The sequence below is a fragment of the Actinosynnema sp. NPDC050801 genome (assembly GCF_040673975.1).
GTDB lineage: Bacteria > Actinomycetota > Actinomycetes > Mycobacteriales > Pseudonocardiaceae > Actinosynnema.
Genome location: NZ_JBFAQZ010000018.1, coordinates 53,190 through 76,570, shown reverse-complemented (window position 1 = coordinate 76,570; position 23,381 = coordinate 53,190). Strand labels below are relative to the sequence as shown.

22 protein-coding genes are annotated in these 23,381 nt (G+C 72.1%); 15 read left to right on the top strand and 7 right to left on the bottom strand.

Features of this window, described 5'->3' with window-relative positions; translation table 11 throughout:
- Positions 1-79 precede the first annotated feature (79 nt).
- The 3 genes from AB0K14_RS30990 to AB0K14_RS30980 are packed head-to-tail and all read left to right on the top strand — an operon-like array spanning position 80 to position 2,754.
- A complete protein-coding gene (locus tag AB0K14_RS30990; RefSeq protein ID WP_360456674.1) occupies positions 80-1,699 on the top strand; it encodes an ATP-binding cassette domain-containing protein in 1,620 nt (539 codons plus the stop codon).
- 20 nt (positions 1,700-1,719) lie between these two features.
- On the top strand, positions 1,720-2,577 hold the full coding sequence (locus AB0K14_RS30985; protein WP_360456671.1) for a COX15/CtaA family protein: 858 nt from the start codon (positions 1,720-1,722) through the stop codon (positions 2,575-2,577).
- Positions 2,578-2,607: 30 nt separating this feature from the next.
- On the top strand, positions 2,608-2,754 hold the full coding sequence (locus AB0K14_RS30980; protein ID WP_360456668.1) for a hypothetical protein: 147 nt from the start codon (positions 2,608-2,610) through the stop codon (positions 2,752-2,754).
- On the opposite strand, the gene AB0K14_RS30975 is transcribed toward AB0K14_RS30980, so the two are convergent.
- Positions 2,751-3,500 carry a histidine phosphatase family protein gene (locus tag AB0K14_RS30975; protein WP_360456665.1) on the bottom strand — a complete coding sequence of 250 codons (750 nt, stop codon included), beginning with the start codon at positions 3,498-3,500 and terminating at the stop codon, positions 2,751-2,753. The genes AB0K14_RS30980 and AB0K14_RS30975 overlap by 4 nt on opposite strands.
- 74 nt (positions 3,501-3,574) lie before the next feature.
- Between AB0K14_RS30975 and AB0K14_RS30970 the strand changes: the two genes are divergently transcribed.
- Positions 3,575-4,210 carry a hypothetical protein gene (locus AB0K14_RS30970; RefSeq protein ID WP_360456662.1) on the top strand — a complete coding sequence of 212 codons (636 nt, stop codon included), beginning with the start codon at positions 3,575-3,577 and terminating at the stop codon, positions 4,208-4,210.
- Here AB0K14_RS30970 and AB0K14_RS30965 read toward each other — a convergent pair.
- On the bottom strand, positions 4,176-5,549 hold the full coding sequence (locus tag AB0K14_RS30965; protein ID WP_360456659.1) for a DUF2252 domain-containing protein: 1,374 nt from the start codon (positions 5,547-5,549) through the stop codon (positions 4,176-4,178). The genes AB0K14_RS30970 and AB0K14_RS30965 overlap by 35 nt on opposite strands.
- A 62-nt stretch (positions 5,550-5,611) precedes the next feature.
- Positions 5,612-6,838, bottom strand: a complete 1,227-nt coding sequence (gene rocD, locus AB0K14_RS30960) for an ornithine--oxo-acid transaminase (RefSeq protein ID WP_360456657.1) — start codon at positions 6,836-6,838, stop codon at positions 5,612-5,614.
- A 141-nt stretch (positions 6,839-6,979) separates the two neighbouring features.
- On the opposite strand from rocD, the gene AB0K14_RS30955 reads away from it, so the two are divergent.
- From AB0K14_RS30955 to AB0K14_RS30930, 6 genes are all read left to right on the top strand, one after another.
- On the top strand, positions 6,980-7,849 hold the full coding sequence (locus tag AB0K14_RS30955) for a PPK2 family polyphosphate kinase (protein WP_360456654.1): 870 nt from the start codon (positions 6,980-6,982) through the stop codon (positions 7,847-7,849).
- A gap of 142 nt (positions 7,850-7,991) precedes the next feature.
- Positions 7,992-9,071 (top strand): lactonase family protein, encoded by a 1,080-nt coding sequence (locus AB0K14_RS30950; protein WP_360456651.1) that lies wholly within the window; start codon positions 7,992-7,994, stop codon positions 9,069-9,071.
- A 55-nt stretch (positions 9,072-9,126) separates the two neighbouring features.
- The gene (locus AB0K14_RS30945) at positions 9,127-9,888 is read left to right on the top strand and encodes an SGNH/GDSL hydrolase family protein (protein ID WP_360456648.1); all 762 of its coding nucleotides are present in this window, start codon (positions 9,127-9,129) and stop codon (positions 9,886-9,888) included.
- Positions 9,889-10,035: 147 nt separating this feature from the next.
- Positions 10,036-10,830, top strand: coding sequence for a HipA family kinase (locus AB0K14_RS30940; protein ID WP_360456645.1), 795 nt, complete (start codon positions 10,036-10,038; stop codon positions 10,828-10,830).
- On the top strand, positions 10,814-11,203 hold the full coding sequence (locus AB0K14_RS30935) for a DUF3037 domain-containing protein (RefSeq protein WP_360456642.1): 390 nt from the start codon (positions 10,814-10,816) through the stop codon (positions 11,201-11,203). The genes AB0K14_RS30940 and AB0K14_RS30935 overlap by 17 nt, the downstream gene beginning before the upstream one ends.
- A 71-nt stretch (positions 11,204-11,274) precedes the next feature.
- A complete protein-coding gene (locus AB0K14_RS30930; RefSeq protein ID WP_360456639.1) occupies positions 11,275-12,447 on the top strand; it encodes an LCP family protein in 1,173 nt (390 codons plus the stop codon).
- Between the two features lie 131 nt (positions 12,448-12,578).
- Here AB0K14_RS30930 and AB0K14_RS30925 read toward each other — a convergent pair whose 3' ends face one another.
- On the bottom strand, positions 12,579-13,757 hold the full coding sequence (locus AB0K14_RS30925; protein WP_360456636.1) for an MFS transporter: 1,179 nt from the start codon (positions 13,755-13,757) through the stop codon (positions 12,579-12,581).
- 59 nt (positions 13,758-13,816) lie between these two features.
- Here AB0K14_RS30925 and AB0K14_RS30920 point away from each other — a divergent pair, with 59 nt between their 5' ends.
- Positions 13,817-14,545 (top strand): TetR/AcrR family transcriptional regulator, encoded by a 729-nt coding sequence (locus AB0K14_RS30920; protein WP_360456633.1) that lies wholly within the window; start codon positions 13,817-13,819, stop codon positions 14,543-14,545.
- A 9-nt stretch (positions 14,546-14,554) separates the two neighbouring features.
- On the opposite strand, the gene AB0K14_RS30915 is transcribed toward AB0K14_RS30920, so the two are convergent.
- On the bottom strand, positions 14,555-14,701 hold the full coding sequence (locus AB0K14_RS30915; protein WP_360456630.1) for a hypothetical protein: 147 nt from the start codon (positions 14,699-14,701) through the stop codon (positions 14,555-14,557).
- A 194-nt stretch (positions 14,702-14,895) separates the two neighbouring features.
- Here AB0K14_RS30915 and AB0K14_RS30910 point away from each other — a divergent pair, with 194 nt between their 5' ends.
- From AB0K14_RS30910 to AB0K14_RS30900, 3 genes are read left to right on the top strand one after another with little or no spacing between them, the layout of a single operon-like run.
- Positions 14,896-15,663, top strand: coding sequence for a 3-hydroxybutyrate dehydrogenase (locus AB0K14_RS30910; protein ID WP_360456627.1), 768 nt, complete (start codon positions 14,896-14,898; stop codon positions 15,661-15,663).
- Positions 15,664-15,703: 40 nt separating this feature from the next.
- Entirely contained in the window at positions 15,704-17,065 is a 1,362-nt protein-coding gene (locus tag AB0K14_RS30905; RefSeq protein ID WP_360456624.1) for an MFS transporter, read from the top strand.
- Between the two features lie 4 nt (positions 17,066-17,069).
- A complete protein-coding gene (locus AB0K14_RS30900; protein ID WP_360456621.1) occupies positions 17,070-18,920 on the top strand; it encodes a GAF domain-containing protein in 1,851 nt (616 codons plus the stop codon).
- A gap of 120 nt (positions 18,921-19,040) precedes the next feature.
- On the opposite strand, the gene AB0K14_RS30895 is transcribed toward AB0K14_RS30900, so the two are convergent.
- Positions 19,041-20,255 (bottom strand): tannase/feruloyl esterase family alpha/beta hydrolase, encoded by a 1,215-nt coding sequence (locus AB0K14_RS30895; RefSeq protein ID WP_360456819.1) that lies wholly within the window; start codon positions 20,253-20,255, stop codon positions 19,041-19,043.
- A 488-nt stretch (positions 20,256-20,743) separates the two neighbouring features.
- Here AB0K14_RS30895 and AB0K14_RS30890 point away from each other — a divergent pair, with 488 nt between their 5' ends.
- Positions 20,744-21,010: a hypothetical protein gene (locus AB0K14_RS30890; protein WP_360456618.1), complete on the top strand. Its 267-nt coding sequence runs from the start codon at positions 20,744-20,746 to the stop codon at positions 21,008-21,010.
- A 50-nt stretch (positions 21,011-21,060) separates the two neighbouring features.
- Here the strand turns inward: AB0K14_RS30890 and secA2 are convergent, their stop codons facing one another.
- Positions 21,061-23,379, bottom strand: a complete 2,319-nt coding sequence (secA2, locus tag AB0K14_RS30885; protein ID WP_360456615.1) for an accessory Sec system translocase SecA2 — start codon at positions 23,377-23,379, stop codon at positions 21,061-21,063.
- Between the last annotated feature and the right edge of the window lie 2 nt (positions 23,380-23,381).

Genomic DNA, 23,381 nt, shown 5'->3' with positions numbered 1-23,381 from the left:
GTGACCCCGCGGCGAGACCACGCACTCATCACAGCCCAATTCGCTGGCCATCGGTCCTGGCATGGCCGACCATGCGCGGGTGGGATTCCTCGACGCGAACGGTCTCGCCTTCCGACTGCCCGACGGACGCGAGTTGTTCCGCGACGTGTCGTTCAAGGTCGGCACGAACAGCGTGGTCGCCCTGGTCGGCGCGAACGGCGTCGGCAAGACGACCCTGCTGCGGATCCTGTCCGACGAGCTGACACCGACCGCGGGCAGCGTCCGCGTGCAGGGCGGCCTGGGCGTGATGCCGCAGTTCGTCGGCTCGGTCCGGGACGAGAGCACCGTGCGCGACCTGCTGCTGGCCGCGTCGCCCGCGCCGCTGCGGGACGCCGCCGAGGCGCTCGACGCGGTCGAGCTGCAGCTCATGGAGAACGACGACGAGCCGACCCAGATGCGCTACGCCGACGCGATCACCGCGTGGGGCGAGGTCGGCGGCTACGACGCCGAGGTGCTGTGGGACACGGTGACGGTCGCCGCGCTGGGCGTGCCGTTCGACCGGGCCAGGTTCCGCGAGGTCCGCACGCTGTCCGGCGGCGAGCAGAAGCGGCTGGTCCTCGAAGCGCTGTTGCGCGGCCCGGAGCAGGTGCTGCTGCTGGACGAGCCGGACAACTACCTCGACGTGCCGGGCAAGCGGTGGCTGGAGGAACGGCTCCGCGAGACCGGGAAGGCCGTGCTGCTGGTCAGCCACGACCGGGAGCTGCTCCACGTCGCCGCGACGCACGTGGTCACGGTGGAGGCGCACTCGGCGTGGACGCACGTCGGCTCGTTCGGCACCTGGCACGCCGCCCGCACGTCCCGGATCGAACGCCTCGCCGAACTGCACCGCCGCTGGAACGAGGAGCACGACCACCTCAAGGAACTCGTCCGCACGCTCCAGATCCAGGCCAGGATCAGCGAGGTGATGGCGGCGAAGTACCGGGTCATGCGGGCCAAGCTGGAGCGGTTCGAACAGGCCGGTCCGCCGCCGGAGCTGCCGACCGACGAGCGGGTGGCGCCCCGCCTGCGCGGTGGCCGCACCGGCGTGCGCGCGATCACCTGCGAGAACCTCGAACTGACCGGCCTGATGAAGCCGTTCGACGTGGAGGTCTTCTTCGAGGACCGGGTCGCCGTGCTCGGCTCCAACGGCTCGGGCAAGAGCCACTTCCTCCGGCTGCTCGGCGGCGGCGACGTCGCGCACACCGGCATGTGCCGCCTCGGCGCGCGCGTGGTGCCGGGCCTGTTCGCGCAGACCCACCAGCACCCGGAGTGGATCGGCCGCACGCTGGTCGACATCCTGTGGCACGGCGAGGACGGCCGCGCGGGACGCGACCGCGGCGCGGCGATGGCGGTGCTGAGCCGCTACGGCCTGGGCAAGCAGGGCGACCAGCGGTTCGAGACGCTGTCCGGTGGTCAGCAGGCCCGGTTCCAGGTGCTGCTGCTGGAGCTGTCCGGCGCGACGTTGCTGCTGCTGGACGAGCCGACCGACAACCTGGACCTGAACTCGGCCGAGGCGTTGCAGGACGCGCTGGAGGGGTTCACCGGCACGGTCGTCGCGGTCACGCACGACCGGTGGTTCGCCCGCGGTTTCGACCGCTTCCTGCTGTTCCGCTCCAACGGCGAGGTGGTCGAGGTGACCGAGCCGGTGTGGGACGAGACGCGGGTCAAGCGCGCCCGGTGAGGCGATCTAGGCTGCCGGAGGTGAACGCTTTACGGCTTCCCGTTCGGCGGCCCGCGCACGCGGCGGCCGTGGCGGCGCTCGTGGCCAACGTGCTGATCGTGCTCACCGGCGCGCTGGTGCGGCTGACCGGCTCCGGGCTGGGCTGCCCGACCTGGCCGACGTGCACCGGCGACTCGTTCGTCACCACACCGGAGATGGGCGTGCACGGGGTGGTCGAGTTCGGCAACCGGGTGCTCGGCATCGTGGTCGGCCTGATCACCGCGGTCCTCGTGGTCGCGGTGGCCCGCCATCGCGCCCGCCCGCCGAAGACGCTGCCGCTGGCCATCGGTGTCCTGGTCGGCGTCGGGTTGCAGGGCCTGATCGGCGGGCTCAGCGTGCGGCGCGCCCTCGCGCCCGAGATCGTCGCCGTCCACTTCCTGGTCAGCATGGCGCTGGTCGCGGCGCTCGTCGTGCTGGTCGACCTGCTCGGCCGGCCCGACGCCGTGCCGCGTGCACCGGCGAACCTCCGGCTGCGGATCGGCATGGCGGCGATGCCCGTGGCGCTCACCGGCGTCCTGGTGCTGGGCGTGCTGGTCACGGGCAGCGGCCCGCACGCCGGCGACGAGGACGCGCGCCGGTTCGGCTTCGACCCCGCCGAGGTGGCGGCGGTCCACGTGCTGTTCGTCGTGGCGCTGGTCGGGCTCCAGCTCGGTGCGGCGATCGTGCTGCGCACCCTGGCCGCGTTCGCCGCGTTGGCGCTGTCGTTCGCCCAGGGCGTCCTCGGCTCGGTGCAGGAGGCGTTGGCGCTGCCGGTGCCGCTGGTGGCGGCGCACGTGCTCACCGCCGCGTTGGTCGTCGCGGCCACCACCCACCTGGTCGTGCGGACGTTCCGGGTCTAGTCGGCCACCCGGCCGTGCCACACTCGGCGCATGGACACCGGTTTGGTGGTGGCGCTCGTCGCCACCGTGGTCGTGATCTCGGGCGGTGTCGTCCTGGCCGTGCGGACCCGGCACGACCCGGGCCACCCCGACGACGGGCCGGCGCCGCACTCGTCCGACGGCGGTGGCGGCGGCTAGCGGGTGCTCGGCTCCGGTGCACGGGTCGCCCGGTCCTCCGGCGCGGTCGGCTCGACGCCCTCGGTGACCAGGTGGTTCGTCTCGAACTCGCGTTCCAGCACCCACAGCCCGTCCTCGCGCCGCCACGACGTCAGCGAGGCGTTGGGCACCACGCGGTTGCGCGCGAACGCCGCGAGGTCCGGCTCCGGCAGGCACTCCAGCAGGTAGCGCAGCAGGAACGCCTGGAGCTCGTGCCCGAACAGCAGCACCCGCCGCCCGTCCAGGTCGCGCAGCAGCGACCGCAGCCGCAACGCCACGTCCGCCCACGACTCGCCGCCCGGCGGCCGGTAGTAGAACTTGCCGAGCCGCCGCTCGCGCGCCCGTTCCTCCGGGTACCGCTTCGCCACGCCGTGGCTGGTCAGCAGGTCGAGCACGCCCAGCTCGCGGTCGCGCAGCCGTTCGTCGACCCGCGTGCGCGGGTGCCCGCTCACGGCGAGTCGCGCGGTGTCGATGGCCCGCCGGTACGGCGAGCACACCACCACGTCCGGCCACTGCTCGCGCGGCACCGCGGCGAACCACCGCCCCAGCGCCCGGCCCTGCCGCTCGCCCTCGGCCGACAGCCGCACGTCCGCGTCGCGCTCGGCGATGTCGATCACCTCGTGGCCGGCCGACTCCGCGGCCTCCCCGGCCACGTTGCCGGTGCTCTCGCCGTGCCTGATCAGCCCGATCCAGTCCACCCCAACGGAGCCCACCCCAACGGAGTTCACCTGAGCCAACTTAGCCCTCCGGCAGCGCGCCGGCACTCCCTGGTGTTCACCCGCAAGCGGTAGAACTTCGGGTTGTGGACGACGTCGACGCGTACTGCGAGCGCCTGGCACCAGGTCTGTGGGCCGAACCGCTCAACGCGGTGAGCAACGCGGCGTTCCTCGTCGCCGCGGCCGTGCTGTGGTGGCGCCACCGGCCGCAGACCCGTGACCTGCGTGCGCTGCCGGTGCTGCTCGCGCTGGTCGGGTTGGGCAGCCTCAGCTTCCACACCGTCGCCGACACGCTCACCAACTGGTTCGACATCGGGTTCATCGCGGTCTACGTGATCTGGTACCTGGTCGTGTTCGCGCACCACTACCTCGGTGCCCGGTGGGCGATCGCCTGGCTCGCCGCGCCCGCGTTCGTCGTCCTGGCGGTGGCGACCGCGCCGCTGGGCGCCCTCGTCCCGGGCGGCTCGGGCATCTACCTGGCGCCGTTCCTGTGCCTGCTGGCCGTCACGGCGATCGCGGCGGTCCGCCGGATGACGTGGCACGACCTGGCGTCGGCCGCCGGCGTGTTCGTGGTGTCGGTGACGCTGCGGACGCTCGACCAGCCCCTGTGCGGCGCGTGGCCGAGCGGCACGCACTACTCCTGGCACGTGCTCAACGCGGTGGTGCTGTTCCTGGTGGCGCGCCAGGTCATTCGCGTTCAGCGGGCAGCCGACCGGACCTGACCGCCGCGGCCAGCGCCTCGTGGTCGGCGCACGTCCGGTCGGCGTAGTCCAACGCGTACCGGGCGATCGCCTCGTCCAGCCCCTCGCCGCCCGCGCAGTACCCGGCCAGCAGGCGCGGGTCGACCGACCGGCTGTGCGCGCGGGCCAGCAACCCGCCCGCCAGCCTGCCGTAGTCGTCCAAGTCGTCCCGCTTCAACGTGGTCGCGTCGATCTCGCCCTTGCGGTTGCGGAACTGCCGCACGATGTAGTCCCGCCCCTCGATGCTGGTCCAGCCGAGCAGGATGTCGGTCTCCGCCTGCACGAGCCGCGCGCCGTGCACGATCCGCTTGCCCTCGTGCTTGACCACCGGCGCGCCGAGGAACGGCGCCAGCGCTGACGGTCGCGCCTCCTTGGCCTGCAAAACCAACGCCTCGTCACCGTTGCCGTGCAGCAGCACCAGGTAGTTGCGCCAGCCCACGCTGCCGGTGCCGACGACGCGGAACGCCACGTCCGACACGCCGTAGCGCATGATCAGCTCGTACCGGGACTCACGCAGTGTGTCCACATAGGACGGAAGCGCGTCCACGACGGACCGCGCCACCCCGTCGGGGATCCGGGACAGCACGGGCGGGTCCGGCACGAACCGGATGTGCTCGCCCTCGCGCCGCGTCCACTTCGCCGCCACCCGCGCGCTGGTGTTCTTGCGCGCCTTGGACGCGGCCTTGGTGAAGTCGTCCAGCAGGTCGTCGGCCTTCGTCTTGGACAGCGCCGACTCGTCGCCGAGCGCGTTCCACGACTCCATGAACGGGATCTCGGCCAGGTGCCGCGCCGCACCGCGGTAGGCGCGCACCGCGTCGGACGCCGCGTCACGGCAGCCCTTCTCCGACACGCCGCCCTCCCGGCCGGCCAGCACCAGCGACGTCGCCAGCCGCTTCAGGTCCCACTCCCACGGGCCGGGCAGCGTCTCGTCGAAGTCGTTGATGTCCATCACGATCCGACCTTCGGGCGTGCCGTAGAGGCCGAAGTTGGCCGCGTGCGCGTCACCGCACAGCTGCGCGTCCAGCCCGCTGCGCGCGCCGGCGGCCAGGTCGCCCGCCATCAACCCGGCGGTGCCCCGGAAGAACGCGAACGGCGAGACGAGCATCCGGCCGATCCGCAGCGGCACCAGGTCCGGCAGCCTGCCCTCGTTCGAGGCGTCCACGAACTCGACCACGGACGGCCGGTCCGGCGCGAGCCGCAGCTCGCGGTGCGCCTCGTGGCTCACCGCCGCCCGCAGTTGACGACCGCGCGCCAAGACCTCTTCCGGTTCGACCCACTGTCCCAGCGCGACGGCCGCCTGAGCCCGCTTGCGTTCACCCATGGGGGTAAGGATGCGTCACGGACCCGCTGGATACGTCGCCCTCGACACGTCTGTGACCTGCGTTAACGCTGGGTGTTCAACACCTCGCCGATAGCATCGACACCCCGGTCCAACTCCTCGCGCGAGATGACGAGCGGGGGAGCGACGCGCAGGGTGGTGTCTTGGGTCTCCTTGCACAGTACGCCCAGCCCGGCCAGCGCCTCCGACGCCGCACGCCCGCGCGGTCCACCGGGCGCGATCTCGACACCGGCCCACAGCCCGCGCCCGCGCACCTCCGCCACACCACGCCCGACCAGCTCGCCCAGCCGAGCGTGCAGGTGGGCGCCCAGCTCGCGGGACCGCTGCTGGAACTCGCCGGTCGCCAGCAGCCGCACCACCGCCCGGCCGACCGCGCACGCCAGCGGGTTGCCGCCGAACGTCGAACCGTGCTCACCGGGCCGCAGCACGCCGAGCACCGCACGGCTGCCGACCACCGCCGACACCGGCATGATGCCCCCTCCCAGCGCCTTGCCCAGCGTGTACAGGTCGGCCCGCACGCCCTCGTGGTCCAGCGCGAGCAGGTCGCCGGTGCGGCCGAGGCCGGACTGGATCTCGTCCGCGATCAGCAGCACGTTGTGCTCGTCGCACAGCGCCCGCGCGCCCGCCAGGTAACCGGCGGGCGGCACGACCACGCCCGCCTCGCCCTGGATCGGCTCCAGCAGCACCGCCGCCGTCCGCTCGGTGATCGCGTCGCGCAGCGCGTCCAGCGACCCGTACTCGACGACCTTGAACCCCGGCGTGAACGGCCCGAAGTCGCCGCGCGCGGTGTCGTCGGTGGAGAACGAGACGATGGTGGTGGTGCGGCCGTGGAAGTTCGACCCGGCGACCACGATCTCGGCGGCGCCGTCCGGCACGCCCTTCACCCGGTACGCCCACTTGCGCGCGACCTTGATCGCGGACTCGACGGCCTCCGCGCCGGAGTTCATCGCGAGCACCATCTCGGTGCCGGTCAGCTCGGCCAGCTCGCGGCAGAACAGGCCGAACTGGTCGTGGTGGAACGCGCGGCTGGTCAACGTCACCCGACCGAGCTGCTCGACCGCCGCGGCGACGAGGTCCGGGTGGCGGTGGCCGAAGTTCAGCGACGAGTAACCGGACAGGAAGTCCAGGTAGCGGCGTCCTTCGACGTCGGTCACCCACGAGCCCTCGCCGTGCGAGATCACGACCGGCAGCGGGTGGTAGTTGTGCGTGCTCCACTCGTCGTCGAGCGCGATGAAGTCCTGGGAGCTCAGAGCTGCGGCCATGGCGGTCATGTCTCCACACTAAGGGGCCTGCGCCAGCGATTTCATCCGTCAGGCGTTGCGCGTCCGTCATGTTCGTTGCGCAATCGATCCGTTTCACGACGATCCGTTGCGCAATGGGTAGGACGATGATCGGCGGGATACCCTGCGACGATGGCCGACAAGTCCGCGCAGGTCCAGTCGATATCCGACGCCTTCCGGGTGCGACCGGAGGACTTCGACCTGGCCAAGGTCGATCCGGCCGCGACGCCGGTCGGCCCGTCGTCGAAGACCGAGGCCGCCGCCGACATGGCCCTGATCGGCCGGGAGCTCGACCGGCTCCAGGAGGCGCTGTACGCGGAGGGCACGGGCGGTGGCGACCGGCGGGTGCTGCTGGTGCTCCAGGGCATGGACACCTCGGGCAAGGGTGGCACGATCCGGCACGTTGCCGGCCTGGTCAACCCGCAGGGCCTGCGCATCGCCTCGTTCAAGAAGCCGACCCGGACCGAGTCGCGCCACGATTTCCTGTGGCGCATCCGCCGCCAGGTGCCGCAGCCGGGCTACATCGGCGTCTTCGACCGCTCGCACTACGAGGACGTGCTGATCGCCCGGGTGGACAACCTCGTGCCGTCGACCGAGTGGCGGCGCCGGTACCGGCAGATCAACGCGTTCGAGGCGGAACTGGCCGGCCAGGGCGTGCGGATCGTCAAGTGCTTCCTGCACATCTCGCCGGAACGCCAGCGGGAACGGCTCATCGCCCGGCTGGAGGACCCGCTCAAGCTCTGGAAGTACAACCCGGCCGACCTGGACGCGCGGTCCAAGTTCTCCCGCTACCAACTGGCCTACTCCGACGCGCTGGTCAAGTGCTCGACGCCGGCCGCGCCGTGGTTCGCCGTGCCGTCGGACCGCAAGTGGTACCGCAACTGGGTGGTGGCCCGGCTGCTGCTCGAAGCGCTGAGGGACCTCGCCCCCGCCTACCCGGAACCCTCGTACGATCCGGCCGTCGAGTTGGCACGGCTCCGGGACGCCGACCCGTTGCGCTAGACGCAACTTTCGTTGCGCCTCTTGCTTCACCGCGGTGGTCCAGGCCACTGTGGGACCGCCGCGGGCGGTCGAGCGGAGGTTCGGTGTGGTTGTCGACAGGCGGCGGTTCCTGGGGGCCGTTGGCGTGGGAGCGGGGATCTTGATGACCGAGGGTGTCGCCCGAGCGGACGACTTCGGCGCGGAGGGGCGGGCGGAGGTCCGCGCGTACCTCGGCACCTACACCTCCTGGACGGGCGGTGGCACGGGCCTCGGGCTCGGCGCCTACGACCCGACGACGGGGAGGCTGCGCGTCACCGGCGTGGTGCCGGACGTGCCGAACCCGTCGTTCGTGATCGACGCGGGGCGGCGGGTGTACGTGGTCAACGAGAAGTCCGAGGGCGAGGTGACCGCGCTGGCGGTCGGCCCGGACGGCGTGCCCGAGGTGATCGGCAGCCGGTCGACCGGCGGCGCCGACCCGTGCCACCTGGTGCTGCACGACGGTTTCCTGCTGTCGGCCAACTACAGCTCCGGCAGCGTGGCCGTGCACCCGGTGCTGCCCGATGGCGGGCTGGGCGAACGCACCGACCTGGTCGTGCACGCCGGCTCCGGACCGGACCGGGACCGGCAGGACGGGCCGCACGCGCACCAGGTGCTGCCCGACCCGACCGGCGAGTTCGTGCTGGCGGTCGACCTGGGCACCGACTCGGTGTACAGCTACCGGCTCGGCGACCAGGGCAGGCTGACCCCGGCGGGCACGGCCCGCGTGCACGCCGGCGCGGGGCCGCGGCACCTGGCGTTCCACCCGTCGGGCCGGTACGCCTACATCGCGAACGAGCTCGACTCCACGATCGTGGTGGCCGACTACGACCGCGGCGTGCTGCGGCCGGGCCTGAAGCTGAGCACGCTGCCCGCCGGCGCGCCGACCACGCCGCGCAACTACCCGGCCGAGGTCCTGGTGTCGGCGGACGGCCGGTTCGCCTACCTGTCCAACCGGGGCCACGACAGCGTCGCGGTGTTCGCGGTGGAACGCGGCGGCGCGGTGTTGCGGCTGGTCGAGGCCGTCCCGGTCGGCGGTGGGTACCCCCGGCACCTCGTGCTCGACGCGTCCGGCCGGTTCCTGCTGGCGGCCAACCAGAACTCCGACAACATCACCACGTTCGCGGTGGACCGGTCCACCGGCAGGCTGCGGCCGTCGAGCACGACCGCCGCACCGATCCCCGTCTGCGTCGCACTGACGAGGTAACTCCTGACGGGTTAACTTCGGCCGGCGGGACTGTCCACAGTGGTAGGCCGAGTGCATGAAGCTGATCGCGCTCGTGATGCTGATGGCCATGACCCCCGCCCCGGCCGCGCCGGAGCTCGTCGCGTTGGGTGACTCCTACGCGGCGGGCCTCGGTGCGGGCGACGAGGCGTCCGACGACTGCCGGCAGAGCCCGCACGCGTACCCGAGGCTGTGGGGGCAGCGCAACGGCGCGTCCGTGGTGCTGGCCGCGTGCGCCGGTGCGCGGACACCCGAGGTGGCCGGGCAGGCCGAACGGATCACGCCCACGACCACACTGGTCACCATCACCGCGGGTGGTAACGACGCGGGGTTCAGCGACGTCATGACGACCTGCACGCTGGGCAGTGACGACGAGTGCGCGCAGCGGGCCGGTGCGGCCGAGCGGTTCATCCGCGACGAGCTGCCCGGCCGGCTCGACGCGCTGTACGACGCGGTGCGCGACCGGACCTCGGCGAAGGTCGTGGTGCTGGGCTACCCGCGGCTGTTCTCGTTCGAGACCTGGTGCCTGATGAGCGGCGACAAGCGTCGCGCCGTGAACCGGGCCGCCGACGTGCTGGCCGAGGTGATCGCCAACCGCGTCGAGGCCGCCGGCTTCGAGTTCGCCGACGTCCGCCAACCCTTCGACCGCCACGGCGTGTGCTCCGACAAACCCTGGATGAACGGCCTCGTCCTGGCCCCTGTCGACCGCTCCTACCACCCCAACCGCGAGGGCCAAACCTCCGGCTACCTCCCCGCCCTCACCAACGCCCTATCCCGCACCCCCACCCCCCACCACTAACCACACCCCCACCACCTCTCGTCCTCAACCCCTCCCCTCGTCCCAACACCACCACCCGTCCTCGACGCCACCACACCGCGAGGGCGCGAACGACCGACTTCCCGGCGACCGAGCCCGCCGTCTGCGGAGCAGCGGCAAACTAACCGAGTGAACTCCTCCAACCGGCTGCGCCAGGTCGCGGCCACTCGCTACGTCACGCCCTTCCGGGAGGGCGGGTCCCTCCCGGGTCTGGTCGAAGCCGACGACCTCGGCATGTACGTGCTCAAGTTCCGCGGCGCGGGGCAGGGGGTGAAGGCGCTGGTCGCCGAGGTCGTGGTCGGCGAGCTGGCCCGCCGCCTCGGCTTCCGGGTGCCCGAGATCGTGCTGGTCGAGCTGGACCCGGAGCTGGGCCGGTCGGAGCCGGACCAGGAGGTGCAGGAGCTGCTGAAGGCCAGCGGCGGGGTGAACCTGGGGCTCGACTACCTGCCCGGCTCGTTCGACTACAACCCGGTGGTGCGCGAGCCGGGCGCGGACCTGGCCACCCGGCTGCTGTGGTTGGACGCGCTGACGCTCAACGTCGACCGCAGCTGGCGCAACCCGAACACGCTGCTGTGGCACCGCGAGCTGTGGTTGATCGACCACGGCGCCTCGCTGTACTTCCACCACTCGTGGCGGCCGGAGCGGTTCCCGGCGGCGAGCTACCGGTTCGACGCGGGCGACCACCTGATGCTGCCGTTCGCGGGTGACCTGGCCGAGGTGGACGCCGAGCTGTCCGCCTTGGTCACGCCGGAGCTGGTGCGCGAGGTGCTGGCGCTGGTGCCGGACCAGTGGCTCGCGCAGGATGAGTCGTTCACCACACCGGCCGCCGTGCGCGAGGCGTACGAGTCGTTCTTCACCGCCCGCCTGACCGCGCCCCGGTCGTGGGTCGACGCACTGGAGGCCGCTCGTGCCGCACGTGTTTGAGTACGCGCTGCTGCGCGCCGTGCCGAGGCAGGAGCGCGGCGAGTTCGTCAACGTCGGGGTGCTGGTCTACTGCAAGGCGCTGGACTTCCTGGGCGCCCGCGTGCACGTGGACGAGCGGCGGGTGCTGGCGCTGGACCCGTTCGTGGACGTGGAGGTGTTGCGGGCGCACTTGGAGCACCTCGGGCTGTCGTGCGACGGGGTGCCGACGGCGGGCCCGGTGTCGCGCACGTCGGCCGGGCAGCGGTTCCGCTGGCTGACCGCGCCGCGCAGCACGATCATCCAGACCTCGCCCGCGCACACCGGTCTCACCGACGACCCGGACGCCGAGCTGGACCGCCTGCTGGCGGCGCTCGTGCTGGCGCCCGACCACTAGGGTGGCAACCTCTTGCCGCGCACCGCGTCCTTAGGTGCGAGCAGTGACCGACACACGGACGGGGTCGCTTGATGAGCGCCGGATACCAGCAGGGCGGGTATCAGCAGGGCGGATACCGGCAGGGCGGACAGCCCCAACAGGGTCGGGCGCAGCAGTCCCGGTCCCGGCAGGGTGGGGCGCAGCAGGGCGGGCAACCGCGGCCGCGCGGCCCGCAGCAGGGCGGCTACGCCCAGGGCGGGTACGGGCAGCAGGCGGCCTACCAGCAGGCCGGCCGTCGTCCGGCGCCCAAGCGCCGCAAGCCGAGGGTCGGGCGGATCATCGGGGTCGTCCTGGTGTTGCTGCTGGCGCTGGGCGTGGGCCTGTGGTTCTACGTCGACGGGTCGTTGCGCCGGATCGACGCGCTGGCCGACTACGAGGGCCGGCCCGCCGACACGCCGGGCACCAACTGGCTGCTCGTCGGGTCGGACGCGCGCGACGACCTGACCGAGGAGCAGAAGCAGGACCTGTCCACCGGTGACGCGGGCGGTCGGCGCACGGACACCATCATGCTGCTGCACATCCCGGAGGGTTCCGGGAAGTCCACTTTGGTGAGCGTCCCTCGCGACTCCTATGTGGACATCCCGGGCAACGGCAAGAACAAGATCAACGCCGCGTTCGCGTTCGGCGGCCCGCCGTTGCTGGTGCAGACCGTCGAAGGTGCCACGGGCATCCACGTCGACCACTACATGGAGATCGGCTTCGGCGGGTTCGCCGGGATCGTCGACGCGGTCGGCGGCGTGGACATGTGCATCGACCAGCCGATGCAGGACCCGTTGGCGGGCTTGGACCTCCAGCCGGGTTGCCAGGAGCTGGACGGCGCGCAGGCGCTGGGCTTCGTGCGCTCGCGGGCGTTCGCCACGGCCGACCTGCAACGGGTGGAGAACCAGCGCAAGTTCCTCGCCGCGCTGACCGACAAGGCGACGAGCTTCGGCACGCTGGCCAACCCGTTCCGCGCGTTCCCGCTGCTGTTCGCGGGCACCGACTCGATCTCGGTGAACTCCGACGACCACCTGCACCACCTCGCCGGCATGGCGTTCGCCATGGGCGGGGGAGTGGACACGGTCACCGTGCCGGTGGGCGGCACGCCGACCGTGCCGGGCGCGGGTTCGGTCGTGCAGTGGGACCGGGAGAACGCGCTGCGCCTGTTCGGCGCGCTGGAGAAGGACGAGCCGGTCCCGGCCGACCTGCTCCCGCAGCCGAAGTAACGCCTCACGGACGGCCGTCGGGCACGCACTCGCCGGTCGCCCCGCGGATCGGGCCGCCGGGCACACGCACCCGCCGGTCGCTCCACGGATCGGGCCGCCGGGCACACACACCCGGCGGCCCGTCCGCTTCCTCAAGCCCGGCTGACCGGGATGTCGGCGACGCCGAGCCGCCGCACCGCCCGCGGCACGACGACCGCGCCGGCGAGGATCATCCCGGCCGCGACCACGCACGCCACCCACCAGTGCGCCCCGTCGTACAGCACGCCCGCCACCAGGCTGCCGATCACCGCCCCGACCAGGCACGCCGCCTCGTACACGCCCATGCCCCGGCCGACCCGACCGTCGGACGCCTCGGCGATCACGGCCTGCTGCACCGGCAGCACCGCCGCCCACGCCAACCCGCTGAGCACCCACAGGCCCGCGATCACGTACGGGTTGGGTGCCCACGCGAGGCTGAGCGCGAACACGCCACTGGCCAGCGAGGCGACCACCAGCACCCGGCGCCTGCCGAACCGCAGCACGTACCGGTGCAGGTGCTCGGCGGCGGCGCTCATCGCGATCGCGCCGGGCAGGAACACGAACGCCACCTGCTGCGGTGCCAGGTCGAACCCGCGTTGCAGGTGCAGGAGCAGCAACAACCCGACGGCCGCCTCCGCCGCCATGGTCATCACCACCGCGAACAGCACCGGCCGCAACCGCTTGCCCACCGCGCCGAGCCCGGCCGCGTCCGCCCCTCGGCCGCCGCTTTCCCGCCGACGCGGCGCGAGGAGCAGGAACACCGCGGCCGCGACGCACGCCGCCGCACACGCCCAGAACAGCCCCGCGTACCCGACGGCGCCCACGAACGACATGCCGACCACGAACGCCACCCACGAGCCCGTCTCCTGCGCGGAGAGCAGGCGCGGGAACACCGCCGAGTCCTCGGCCAGCCGTTCGCTGACGATGGCGCGCACGGCGACCCACAGCAGCGCGCCACCCGCGCCGCCCACCGCCGCCGCGCCGTAGGCGAGCGGTGCGCTCTGCGCCAGCGCGTACCCCGCGCACGACAGCGCGTACAGCAGCGCGCCAATGGCCGCGGTGTGACGTCGTTCCCACCGGTCCGCCAGCACGCCCGCGAGGGGCCGCACGACCACCGACAACGCCATCTCGACCGCCATCAGCACGCCCACCTCGGTCGCGCTCAACCCGATGGCCGCGCCCGCCCACAGCGGCAGCACGAAGTCGATCAGCTCGGTCGGCCCGTTGGCCAACGTCGCCGCCGTCAACGTCCGCCGTTCCCGCAGCACCCCCGGTGCCTGAATGTCCGCCACGCGTCCCCCAAACTCCGAACAGCGTTCGTACAACTCCGAACGATATACTGAGTTTCACCATGGACGCAAAGGACGAGTCGCAGCGGCGGGTGCTGGAACTGCTCTGGAAGGACGCCCGCAGGCCCGCCCGGGGCCCGCAGCGGGGCCTGTCGATGGAGCGGATCGTGGCCGCCGCGATCCAGGTCGCGGAAACCGAGGGGCTCGCCGCGCTGTCCATGCGCCGGGTGGCTGTGGAGCTGGGCGTCGGCACGGCCTCGCTCTACACCTACCTGCCGGGCAAGGCGGAGCTGGAAGCCCTCATGGCGGAGGCCGTCGGGGCCGACGACCCGTTGCCGAACGACTGGCCGGGCGACTGGCGGGCCAAGCTGGAGGCGTGGGCGCGCAACGACCACGACGGTTACCGCAAGCACCCCTGGGTGCTGCAACTGGTCGCCACCGTGGCCGCGCCCGGACCGAACCTGCTGCGGTGGATGGACTCGGCGCTGCGGGTGCTGGAGGGCACCGGTCTGACCGAGGCGGAGAAGATGGCGGTGGTCGAGTCGGTCGACGCCTACGTGCGCGGTCAGGCCAGGCTCGGCCTCGACGCCCGGGAACCCGGTCCCGACGAGGTGCGCGAGCGCGACGCCGTGCTCGGTGAACTGGTCGACTTCACGCCGTACCCGGCGCTGGTCACGGCCCTGCGGGCGGGCGTCTCGCCCTACACGGGGGACAAGTTCGAGTTCGGGCTCCGGCTGCTGCTGGACGGCGTCGAAGCCCTCATCGCCGCGCGGAGGGCTTCGACGCCGTGAGGTCGGGGGTCAGCCCTCGGCCGGCTTGTCCTCGGCGGTCGGCGCGTCGGCCTGCGGTGCGTCGGCGGCGGTCGCAACGGCCTCGGCGGCTTCGCTGACGAGGATGATGCCCTCGAACTGGCGCAGCAGATCGTCGTAGATCGGCGTGAGTGACACTTCGTAACCCCCAGAGCTTCGTCGTCCCCCGAATGGGCCAAAGCAGACTACCTACGGCCGCACCGTCACTTCACCCGGTATTGGCTAATCCGATCATTCCCGGGCTAACTGTCGGCTAAACACATGCCTCGCCCGAACGTTGTGGGCGTGCGTCACATGTGCCGTGAACCGCAGGTCACCTAGCGTTCCAGGGCATGACGAGTGTCCCCGGTCACAGCGATGACCTGTCCGGTCGCACCGCCCTGGTCACCGGCGCCGGCAGCGGCATCGGGCGCGCCTGCGCGGTCGCCCTCGCCCGTGCCGGCGCGAAGGTGCACCTCGTCGACCGCGACGGCGACTCGGTCACCGACGCGGCCCGCGAGACCGGCGGCACCGAGCACGTGGTCGACCTCGCCGCCGACGACCCCACCCGCGACCTGCCGGCCGAGGTCGACATCCTGGTCAACAACGCGGGCCTGCAGCACGTCGCGCCGGTCCACGAGTTCCCGCCGGACCGGTTCGCGCTGCTGCAGCGGGTCATGGTGACCGCGCCGTTCCTGCTCGCCCGGCACGTCCTGCCGCACATGTACCAGCGCGGCTGGGGCCGGGTGGTGAACGTCTCCAGCGTGCACGGCACCAGGGCCAGCGCGTTCAAGTCCGCCTACGTCACCGCCAAGCACGGCCTGGAAGGGCTCAGCAAGGTGATCGCGCTGGAAGGCGCGCCGCACGGCGTCACCAGCAACTGCGTCCGCCCCGGCTACGTGCGCACCCCGCTGGTGGAGAACCAGGTCGCCGACCAGGCCAGGGCGCACGGCATCGAGCCCGAGCAGGTGCTCGCCGACGTGATGCTCGCCCGGCACGCCATCAAGCAGCTCATCGAACCGACCGAGGTGGCCGCCGTCGTGCTGTGGCTGTGCGGCGCGCACTCCGGCCACGTCACCGGCTCGTCGTTCACGATCGACGGCGGCTGGACCGCCCAGTGACCCCCTCGTTCCCCCCACCCCCAACGAAGTGGTGACCGACATGACCAACGCCGCCCCTCCGCAGCCGAAGAAGTCCTTCGCCAAGGTCGTCATAGCCAGCCTGATCGGAACCACGATCGAGTGGTACGACTTCTTCCTCTACGGCTCCGCCGCCGCTCTGGTGTTCAACAAGCTGTTCTTCCCCACGGCGGACCCCCTCAACGGCACCCTGCTCGCGTTCACCACGTACGCGATCGGCTTCCTGGCCCGCCCGCTGGGCGGCCTGGTGTTCGGCCACTTCGGTGACAAGATCGGCCGCAAGAAGCTGCTCGTGCTCAGCCTCGTGCTGATGGGCGGTGCCACGTTCGCCATGGGCCTGCTGCCCACCTACGCCGCGATCGGGGTGGCCGCGCCGCTGCTGCTGACGCTGCTGCGGCTGGTCCAGGGCTTCGCGCTCGGCGGCGAGTGGGGCGGCGCGGTGCTCATCGTGTCCGAGCACGGCAGCGCGGAACGGCGCGGTTTCTGGGCGTCCTGGCCGCAGGCGGGTGTGCCGATGGGCAACCTGCTGGCCACCGCCGTGCTCGCGGTGCTGGCCGCCGTGCAGAGCGACGAGGCGTTCCTGTCGTGGGGTTGGCGGGTGCCGTTCCTGCTGTCCGGCGTGCTCGTCCTCATCGGACTGTGGATCCGGCTCAGCGTGTCGGAGTCGCCGATCTTCCTGGATGCCCAGAAAAAATTGGAACAGCAGAAGGTCGCGGCCGGCAACGCTGCGAAGGTCAAGGAGAAGCCCCCGATCGTGGCCGTCGTGCGCGACCACTGGCGCGAGGTGCTGATCGCGATGGGCGCCCGCATGGCGGAGAACGTGTCGTACTACGTGATCACGGCGTTCATCCTGGTCTACATCACCTCCGAACTCGGGATGCCGCGCTCGGCGGGGCTGAACGCGGTGCTGATCGCCTCCTTCGTGCACCTGGTCACGATCCCGATGTGGGGCGCGCTGTCGGACCGGATCGGCCGCCGCACCACGTACCTGATCGGCGCGGTCGGCATCGGGTTGTGGATGTTCGTGTTCTTCGCGCTGTTGGACACGAAGTCGTTCTTCCCGATGACGCTCGCGGTGACCGTCGGCCTCTTCCTGCACGGTGCGATGTACGGCCCGCAGGCCGCGTTCTTCTCCGAGCTGTTCGGCACGAAGGTGCGCTACTCGGGCGCGTCCATCGGCTACCAGCTGGCGTCGATCGGGGCGGGCGCCGTGGCGCCGCTCATCGCGACCGCGCTGCTCGCCACCTACGACAGCTCGTTCCCGATCGTGCTGTACGTGCTCGGGATGTGCGTGCTGACCGTGATCGCCGTCGTGGTGGCCAAGGAGACGAAGGGCAGCTCCCTGGACCGGACCGACGTCGAGATCCCCTCGGTGCGAGCATGAGGGCATGAGCGAGGCGGACGCGGTGGAGCACCTGTTGGAGCTGCTCGACCTGCTCGCGACCGACGCGGGCAGCGAGCGGCTGGCGGCGGTGCTCCCCGCGGCCCGCGCGGCGGGGGTGCCGGACGACGAGCTGGACCGCGTCGCCCGTGCCACCGAGTGGGCGTTGCGGATCCGCCGCACGCTGACCGCGCACCGCCGCCGCGAGGCCGAGCTGGAGGCGCTGTTCGACACCGCCAACGACCTGGCCGGGGTGCGCGACCCGGACGCGGTGCTGCGGTCCATCGTGCGGCGCGCCCGGCTGCTGCTCGGCGCGGACATCGCGTACCTGAGCATGAACGAGCCCGGCGAGAGCGGCACGTACATGAGGGTCACCGACGGCTCGATCTCCGCGTTGTTCCAACAGGTCCGGCTCGGCATGGGCGAGGGCCTGGGCGGGTTGGTGGCGCAGACCGCGCGGCCGTACGTGACCGCCGACTACTTCGACGACGACCGGTTCAACCACACCGGCCCGATCGACGCCGCGGTGCGCGACGAGGGCCTGGTCGCGATCCTGGGCGTGCCGCTCAAGCTCGACCGCCGGGTCATCGGCGTGCTCTACGCGGCCAACCGCTCGCCGCGCCAGTTCCCGCCCGACGAGGTGGCGCTGCTGTCGTCGCTGGCCGACCACGCCGCGATCGCGCTGGACACCGCGCACCTGCTGGAGGAGACCCGTGCGGCGGGCGAGACGATCCGCGCGCACAACGAGGCCATGCGCCGCGCCGAGGACGCCCACGACCGGCTCACCGACCTGGTGCTGCGCGGCGCGGACGTGCCCGAGGTGGCCGCCGCGGTCGCCAAGGTGCTCGACGGCGGGATCGTGGTGCACGACAGCGAGGGCGTCGAGCTGGCCCGCATCGGCACCACGCGTGCGCTCGCACCCCGTGCGGCGGTCAACGCCTCCCGCGCCAGCGGCCGGGCCATCCCCCAGGACGGCACGTGGGTGTGCGCCGTGCTGGCCGGACGCGAGCTGCTGGGCAGCATCGCGCTCACCGACCGCCCGGACCTCGGCGACGCCGACCGCAGGCTGTTCGAGCGCGCGAGCGTGGTGACCGCCCTGCTGCTGCTCCTGCGCCGCACGGTGGCCGAGGCGGAGAACAAGGTGCGCGGCGAACTGATCACCGACCTGCTCACGGCCGCGGTGGACGCGGCGGCGTTGCGCGCCCGTGCCCGGCGGGTGGGCGTGGAACTGGCCGCCGACCACGTCGTGCTGGTCGCGGACGGGCCGCGGGACCGGCTCCTCGCCGCCGCCGCGCACCACGCCTCGTCGTGCCGCGGTCTGGCGGGCGCGCACGGCGAGCACGTGGTGCTCGTGCTGCCCGGCGCGGACCCGGCGTGCGCGGCGGGGGACGCGGCGCGGGTGCTCGGCAAGGCGGTGGGCCTGCCGGTGACCGTGGGCTCGGGCGGCCCGGCGCACAGCCCGGAGGAGGTGGCCGCCGCGCACGCCGAGGCGGTGCGGTGCCTGAAGGCGTTGCTCCAGCTGGGTCGCAGGGGCACCGGCGGCACGTTGGCCGACCTGGGTTTCGTCGGCGTGCTGCTGGGCGATCGGGCGGACGTGGCCGGGTACGTGCGCGCCACCCTCGGCCCGCTGCTGGACTACGACTCCAGCCGCGGCACCGAACTGGTCCGGACGGTGACGGCGTACTTCGCGTGCGGCGCCAACCTCAGCCGGGCCAAGGAGGAGCTGCACGTGCACGTGAACACGGTGGTGCAACGCCTGGACCGGGTGGCGAGCCTGCTGGGGGAGGACTGGCAGTCGCCGGACCGGGTGCTCGAAGTCCAGCTCGCGCTGAAGCTGATGAAGGTGCTGGGCGACTGAAGGTGCCCGCCACCGACCGCCCGACTCGGCACACGTGCGCGGGCGTGGGTGTGCCCGTCGGGTGAGCCGGTGTCTGCCGCCCGGCCGCCCTGGGGAGGCCGAGCGGCAGGACACCCCGGGTCACGACAGGGCGCACTCCGTCGCGTTCACCGCCGCCGGGCGGGGGACGGTCGCCGACGCGGGCGGGCGGGTGCCCGACAGCCACCCCTCCAACGCGGTGAACGCCGAGCGGTGGCACGGCGTCAAGGGCCGCAGGCGGTCCGGGAAGGCGTCGAACAGGGAGTCCACGTGCGTGCCGCCCTCGATCCGGTAGTAGCGGAACAGGGAGCCGCGGCCCGCCGAGCGCACCATGTCCGCGTACACGTCCGAGTCACGCGTGATGGGCAGCAGCACGTCCAGCGTGCCGTGCAGGGTGAGCAGCGGCTTGCCGATCCGGCCGGTGAGCGCGATCCGCTCGACCGCACGCTGCGCCTGCGGCCGTGAGGCGTAGTCGTAGTCCGCGTCGCACAGGGGTGTGCCGGGCGCGCAGAACGGCGTGCCGGCCTCGGCGTCACCGTCCCACTCCGGGTCCAGCTCCTCCCGGTAGATCCGCTGGGTCAGGTCCCAGTAGTACTGGTGGTGGAACGGCCACAGGAATTCCGACTCGGCCGGGAAACCGGCGGCCACCACCGCGGCCTTGTCACCGCTCGGGTACCCGGTCAACGCGGGCGGCAGGAACGTCAGCAGGTTCGGGCCCTTCGCGGTCCACAGCGTGCCCTCCCAGTCGACGCCACCGTCGTACAGCTCGGGGTGGTTCTCCAGCTGCCACCGCACCAGGTAGCCGCCGTTGGAGATGCCGGTGGCCAGGGTCCGCGACGGCGGCCGGCAGTACCGCTGCGCCACCACGGCCCTCGCCGCGCGGGTCAGCTGGGTGACCCGGTGGTTCCACTCGGCGATCGCGTCACCGGGCCGCTTGCCGTCCCGGTGGAAGGTCACGCCCGTGTTGCCCTTGTCGGTCGACGCGAACGCGTACCCGCGGGCCAGCACGAAGTCGCTGATCGCGCGGTCGTTGGCGTACTGCTCGCGCACGCCGGGGGAGCCGGTGACGACGAGGCCGCCGTTCCAGCGCTGCGGCAGCCGGATCACGAACTGCGAGTCGTGCGCCCAGCCGTGGTTGGTGTTGCCGGTGGAGGAGTCGGGGAAGTAGCCGTCCACCTGCGTGCCGGCCACGGGCGTCGGGGCGGGCAGGCCCGCCGGGGTGAGCCCGGCCCAGTCGGCGGGATCGGTGCGGCCGCCTGCGGTCGACAGGTCGGCGAGGTGGGTCAGTTCCTGGCGCTCGGCACCGGGAACGCGCAGGGGCCCGCATCCGTGGGCGGACGCGGGGACGGCCTGCGCCGTCGTCGCGAGGAGCGCTGCGATCAGCGGAACGGCGATGTTCACCCCAGGCACGGTAAGACGGCTCGCCGTGCGGCGTAATGGCGTCGGTCGCCATGGCCGGTGGGGCGGATGTGGTGCGCGCAGCCACCGTCGACACACCGATGAGTGACCCTTGGAACGGCGGCTTCTCGACAGCGCGTCACGAACAGGCGTTACCGAGGTGTTCATCAGCTCGGGTGACGCTGATCGTTGCATGACTTCACCATGACGGTGCTGTACGACCGCTCGAACGGCCGTGTGCTGGACGTCCCCGCGTGCGCGGCGTGGTCCCTCGCCCGGCGGTGGACGCCTTGAGTCGCACGATGGGTGCGTTTCGACCGCCCGGGCAGGGGTAGCTGAGTTGACCCAGCGAAGTTCGCACTGCCAGGTGATTTACGTTCACCCGGCGTGAGGTGTCTGCTTCCGGGGTGACTGAGCAACGGCGCTCTACGCGCGCAGACCGGGAGTGGGACCTGATCCGGCGCATCCAGAACCTGGCCCACCGGGCCGAACGCACCGCGTTCGACCACTCGAACCTCGTCGGTCCGCCACCGTCCCAGCAGCACCTGGACATCCTGGCGGAGATCCGGGTGCTCACCGAGCAGGCGGTGGCGCAGCGGATGCCGAGACGGGCCAGGCTGCCCCGGCAGGCGAAGCCGGCCGAGGACGAGAAGATCTCCGCACCTGTCCGGTGAACGCCCGCGCGGGCTGGGCCTGACTCCCAGCCCGCGCGCGGACGATCGGACTAGCGGCGCCGGACCAGCTTGACCAGCCCCTTGAAGGTCTCCTCCAGGCCGGAGGAGAAGGGGTTGTCGTTGACCAGGTACGTCCAGGTGGTGTTCGGGCGCTGCACGCCCGCCTCGGCCAGGTGCGCGCCGTCGGCGTCGATCTCCACCTTGGCGAAGGTCTCCTCCGCCTCGTCCCACGCGTCCGGGATGATCTTGTGGTAGGCCGGGATGGCCTCCCGGTGGAACTCGTCGAGCGGGTTCTGCCGCGCCAGGGCCCGCAGGTGGATGCCCTCCCGCAGGTCGGTCAGGAACGTCAGGTGGTCGCTCCACCGCTGGTCGAGGTGGTGCAGCGCGATCAGCCGGGCCGCGGTGACCTTGACCTCCTCGTCCAGCTCCTTGATCTCGTGCGCCTTGTCCGGCTTGCGCTCGGACAGCTCCTGCCACGCCAGGTCGGTGCTCAGCAGCTTGTCCCGGTACTCCAGCAGCAGCTGGCGCTGGTGCTCGATCAGCTTGTTGTACCGCCAGGTGTTGCGGTGGATCTCCAGGTGCACGCCCTCGGCCACGCGCTGCGCGTGCTCCACGGTGTGCAGCGTGCCCACGTCGGTGATCCGGCCGTCGTCGTCCACCTCGGCCGGCTCGTCGTGGTCGGGCACGTACTGCGTGACCAGGTCGTCCTGCAAGGAGGAGAAGAACACCGAGCCGCCGGGGTCGCCCTGCCGGCCCGCGCGACCGCGCAGCTGGTCGTCCAGCCGGCTGCTGGAGTGGCGCCCGGTGCCGATCACGTAGAGGCCGCCGAGCTCGGCGATGCGCTCCCGGTCGGTCGACTCGTGCCCGCCGAGCCGGATGTCCGTGCCGCGGCCCGCCATCTGGGTGGAGACGGTGACCCGCTGGAACGACCCGGCGTCGGCGATGATCGAGGCTTCCTCGGCGTCGTTCTTCGCGTTGAGCACCACGCACTCCAGGCCCGCCTCGGCGAGCTTGCGGGACAGGCGCTCGGACTCGGCCACGTCGAGCGTGCCGACCAGGATCGGGCGGCCCGTCTCGTGGACCTCCTTGATCTCGGCGACGATCGCGGCTTCCTTCTGCTCCAGCGTGGTGTACAGCCGGGACGCCTCGTCCTCCCGGATCGTCTCCACGTTCGGCGGGATGACCAGCACTTCCAGCTGGTAGAAGTCGCGCAGCTGCTCGGCGACGGCGACCGCGGTACCGGTCATGCCGCACACCGCCGGGTAACGGCTGAGCAGCGCCTGGACGGTGATCGAGTCCAGCACCTCGCCCGCGTCGGTGGTCGCCACGTTCTCCTTGGCCTCGACCGCCGCCTGGAGGCCGTCGGGCCAGCGCTGGAGCTTCGCGATCCGGCCCCGGGTGTCGTTGATCAGGTGCACCTTGCCGTCGCGGACGATGTAGTCCACGTCGCGGTGCAGCAGCACCTGCGCGTGCAGGGCCACGTTGACCTTGCTCAGCGTGGTGGACACGTGCTCGTCGGAGTACAGGTCGATGCCGCCGAGCGACCGCTCGACCAGCTCGCTGCCCGCACCGGTCAGGTAGACGTTGCGCTCTTCGTCGTCGATCTCGAAGTGCAGGTCGCGGCGCAGCCGCTTGACCAGGTCGGCCAGCGCCGGGTCGACCGCCGGACCGGCCGTGGAGCCCGCCAGCACCAGCGGCACGCGGGCCTCGTCCACCAGCACCGAGTCCGCCTCGTCGACCAGGGCGACGCGCGGCTTGGGCACGATGCGGTCGCCCTCGTCGGTGGCCAGCCGGTCGCGCAGCACGTCGAAGCCGATCTCGGAGACCGAGGCGTACATGACCTCGGCCTGGTAGGCGGCGCGGCGTTCCTCGGGCTTGGAGCTCTGGTTGATCCAGCCGACGCGCACGCCCATGAGCTCGTAGAGCGGGCCCATCCACTCGGCGTCGCGCTGGGCCAGGTAGTCGTTGACCGAGACCACGTGCACCTGGTCGCCGCGCAGCGCGAAGCCGGCCGCGGCGATGGCGCCGGAGAGCGTCTTGCCCTCACCGGTGGCCATCTCGACCACGTGGCCCTCCAGGAGGCCGAGAGCGCCGAGGATCTGCACGTCGAACGGGCGCAGGCCGAGCGCGCGGTCGGCGGCCTCGCGGCCGAGCGCGCACACCTCCACCAGCTCGGGGCGGCCGAAGTCGGCCTTGTCGCGCAGTGCGGCCGCCGCGGCGGTCAGTTCCTCGTCGCTGAGCTTCCCCACGCGTTCGGCCTGCTCGTTGACCTCTTCGAGCAGCTTCCGGTAGGGCGTGAGGTCGGCGGAGCCGGGCTTCTGCGCGAACCGGCGCAGCCGCTGCTTGAACCGTCCCAGGAGAGTGGTCACGG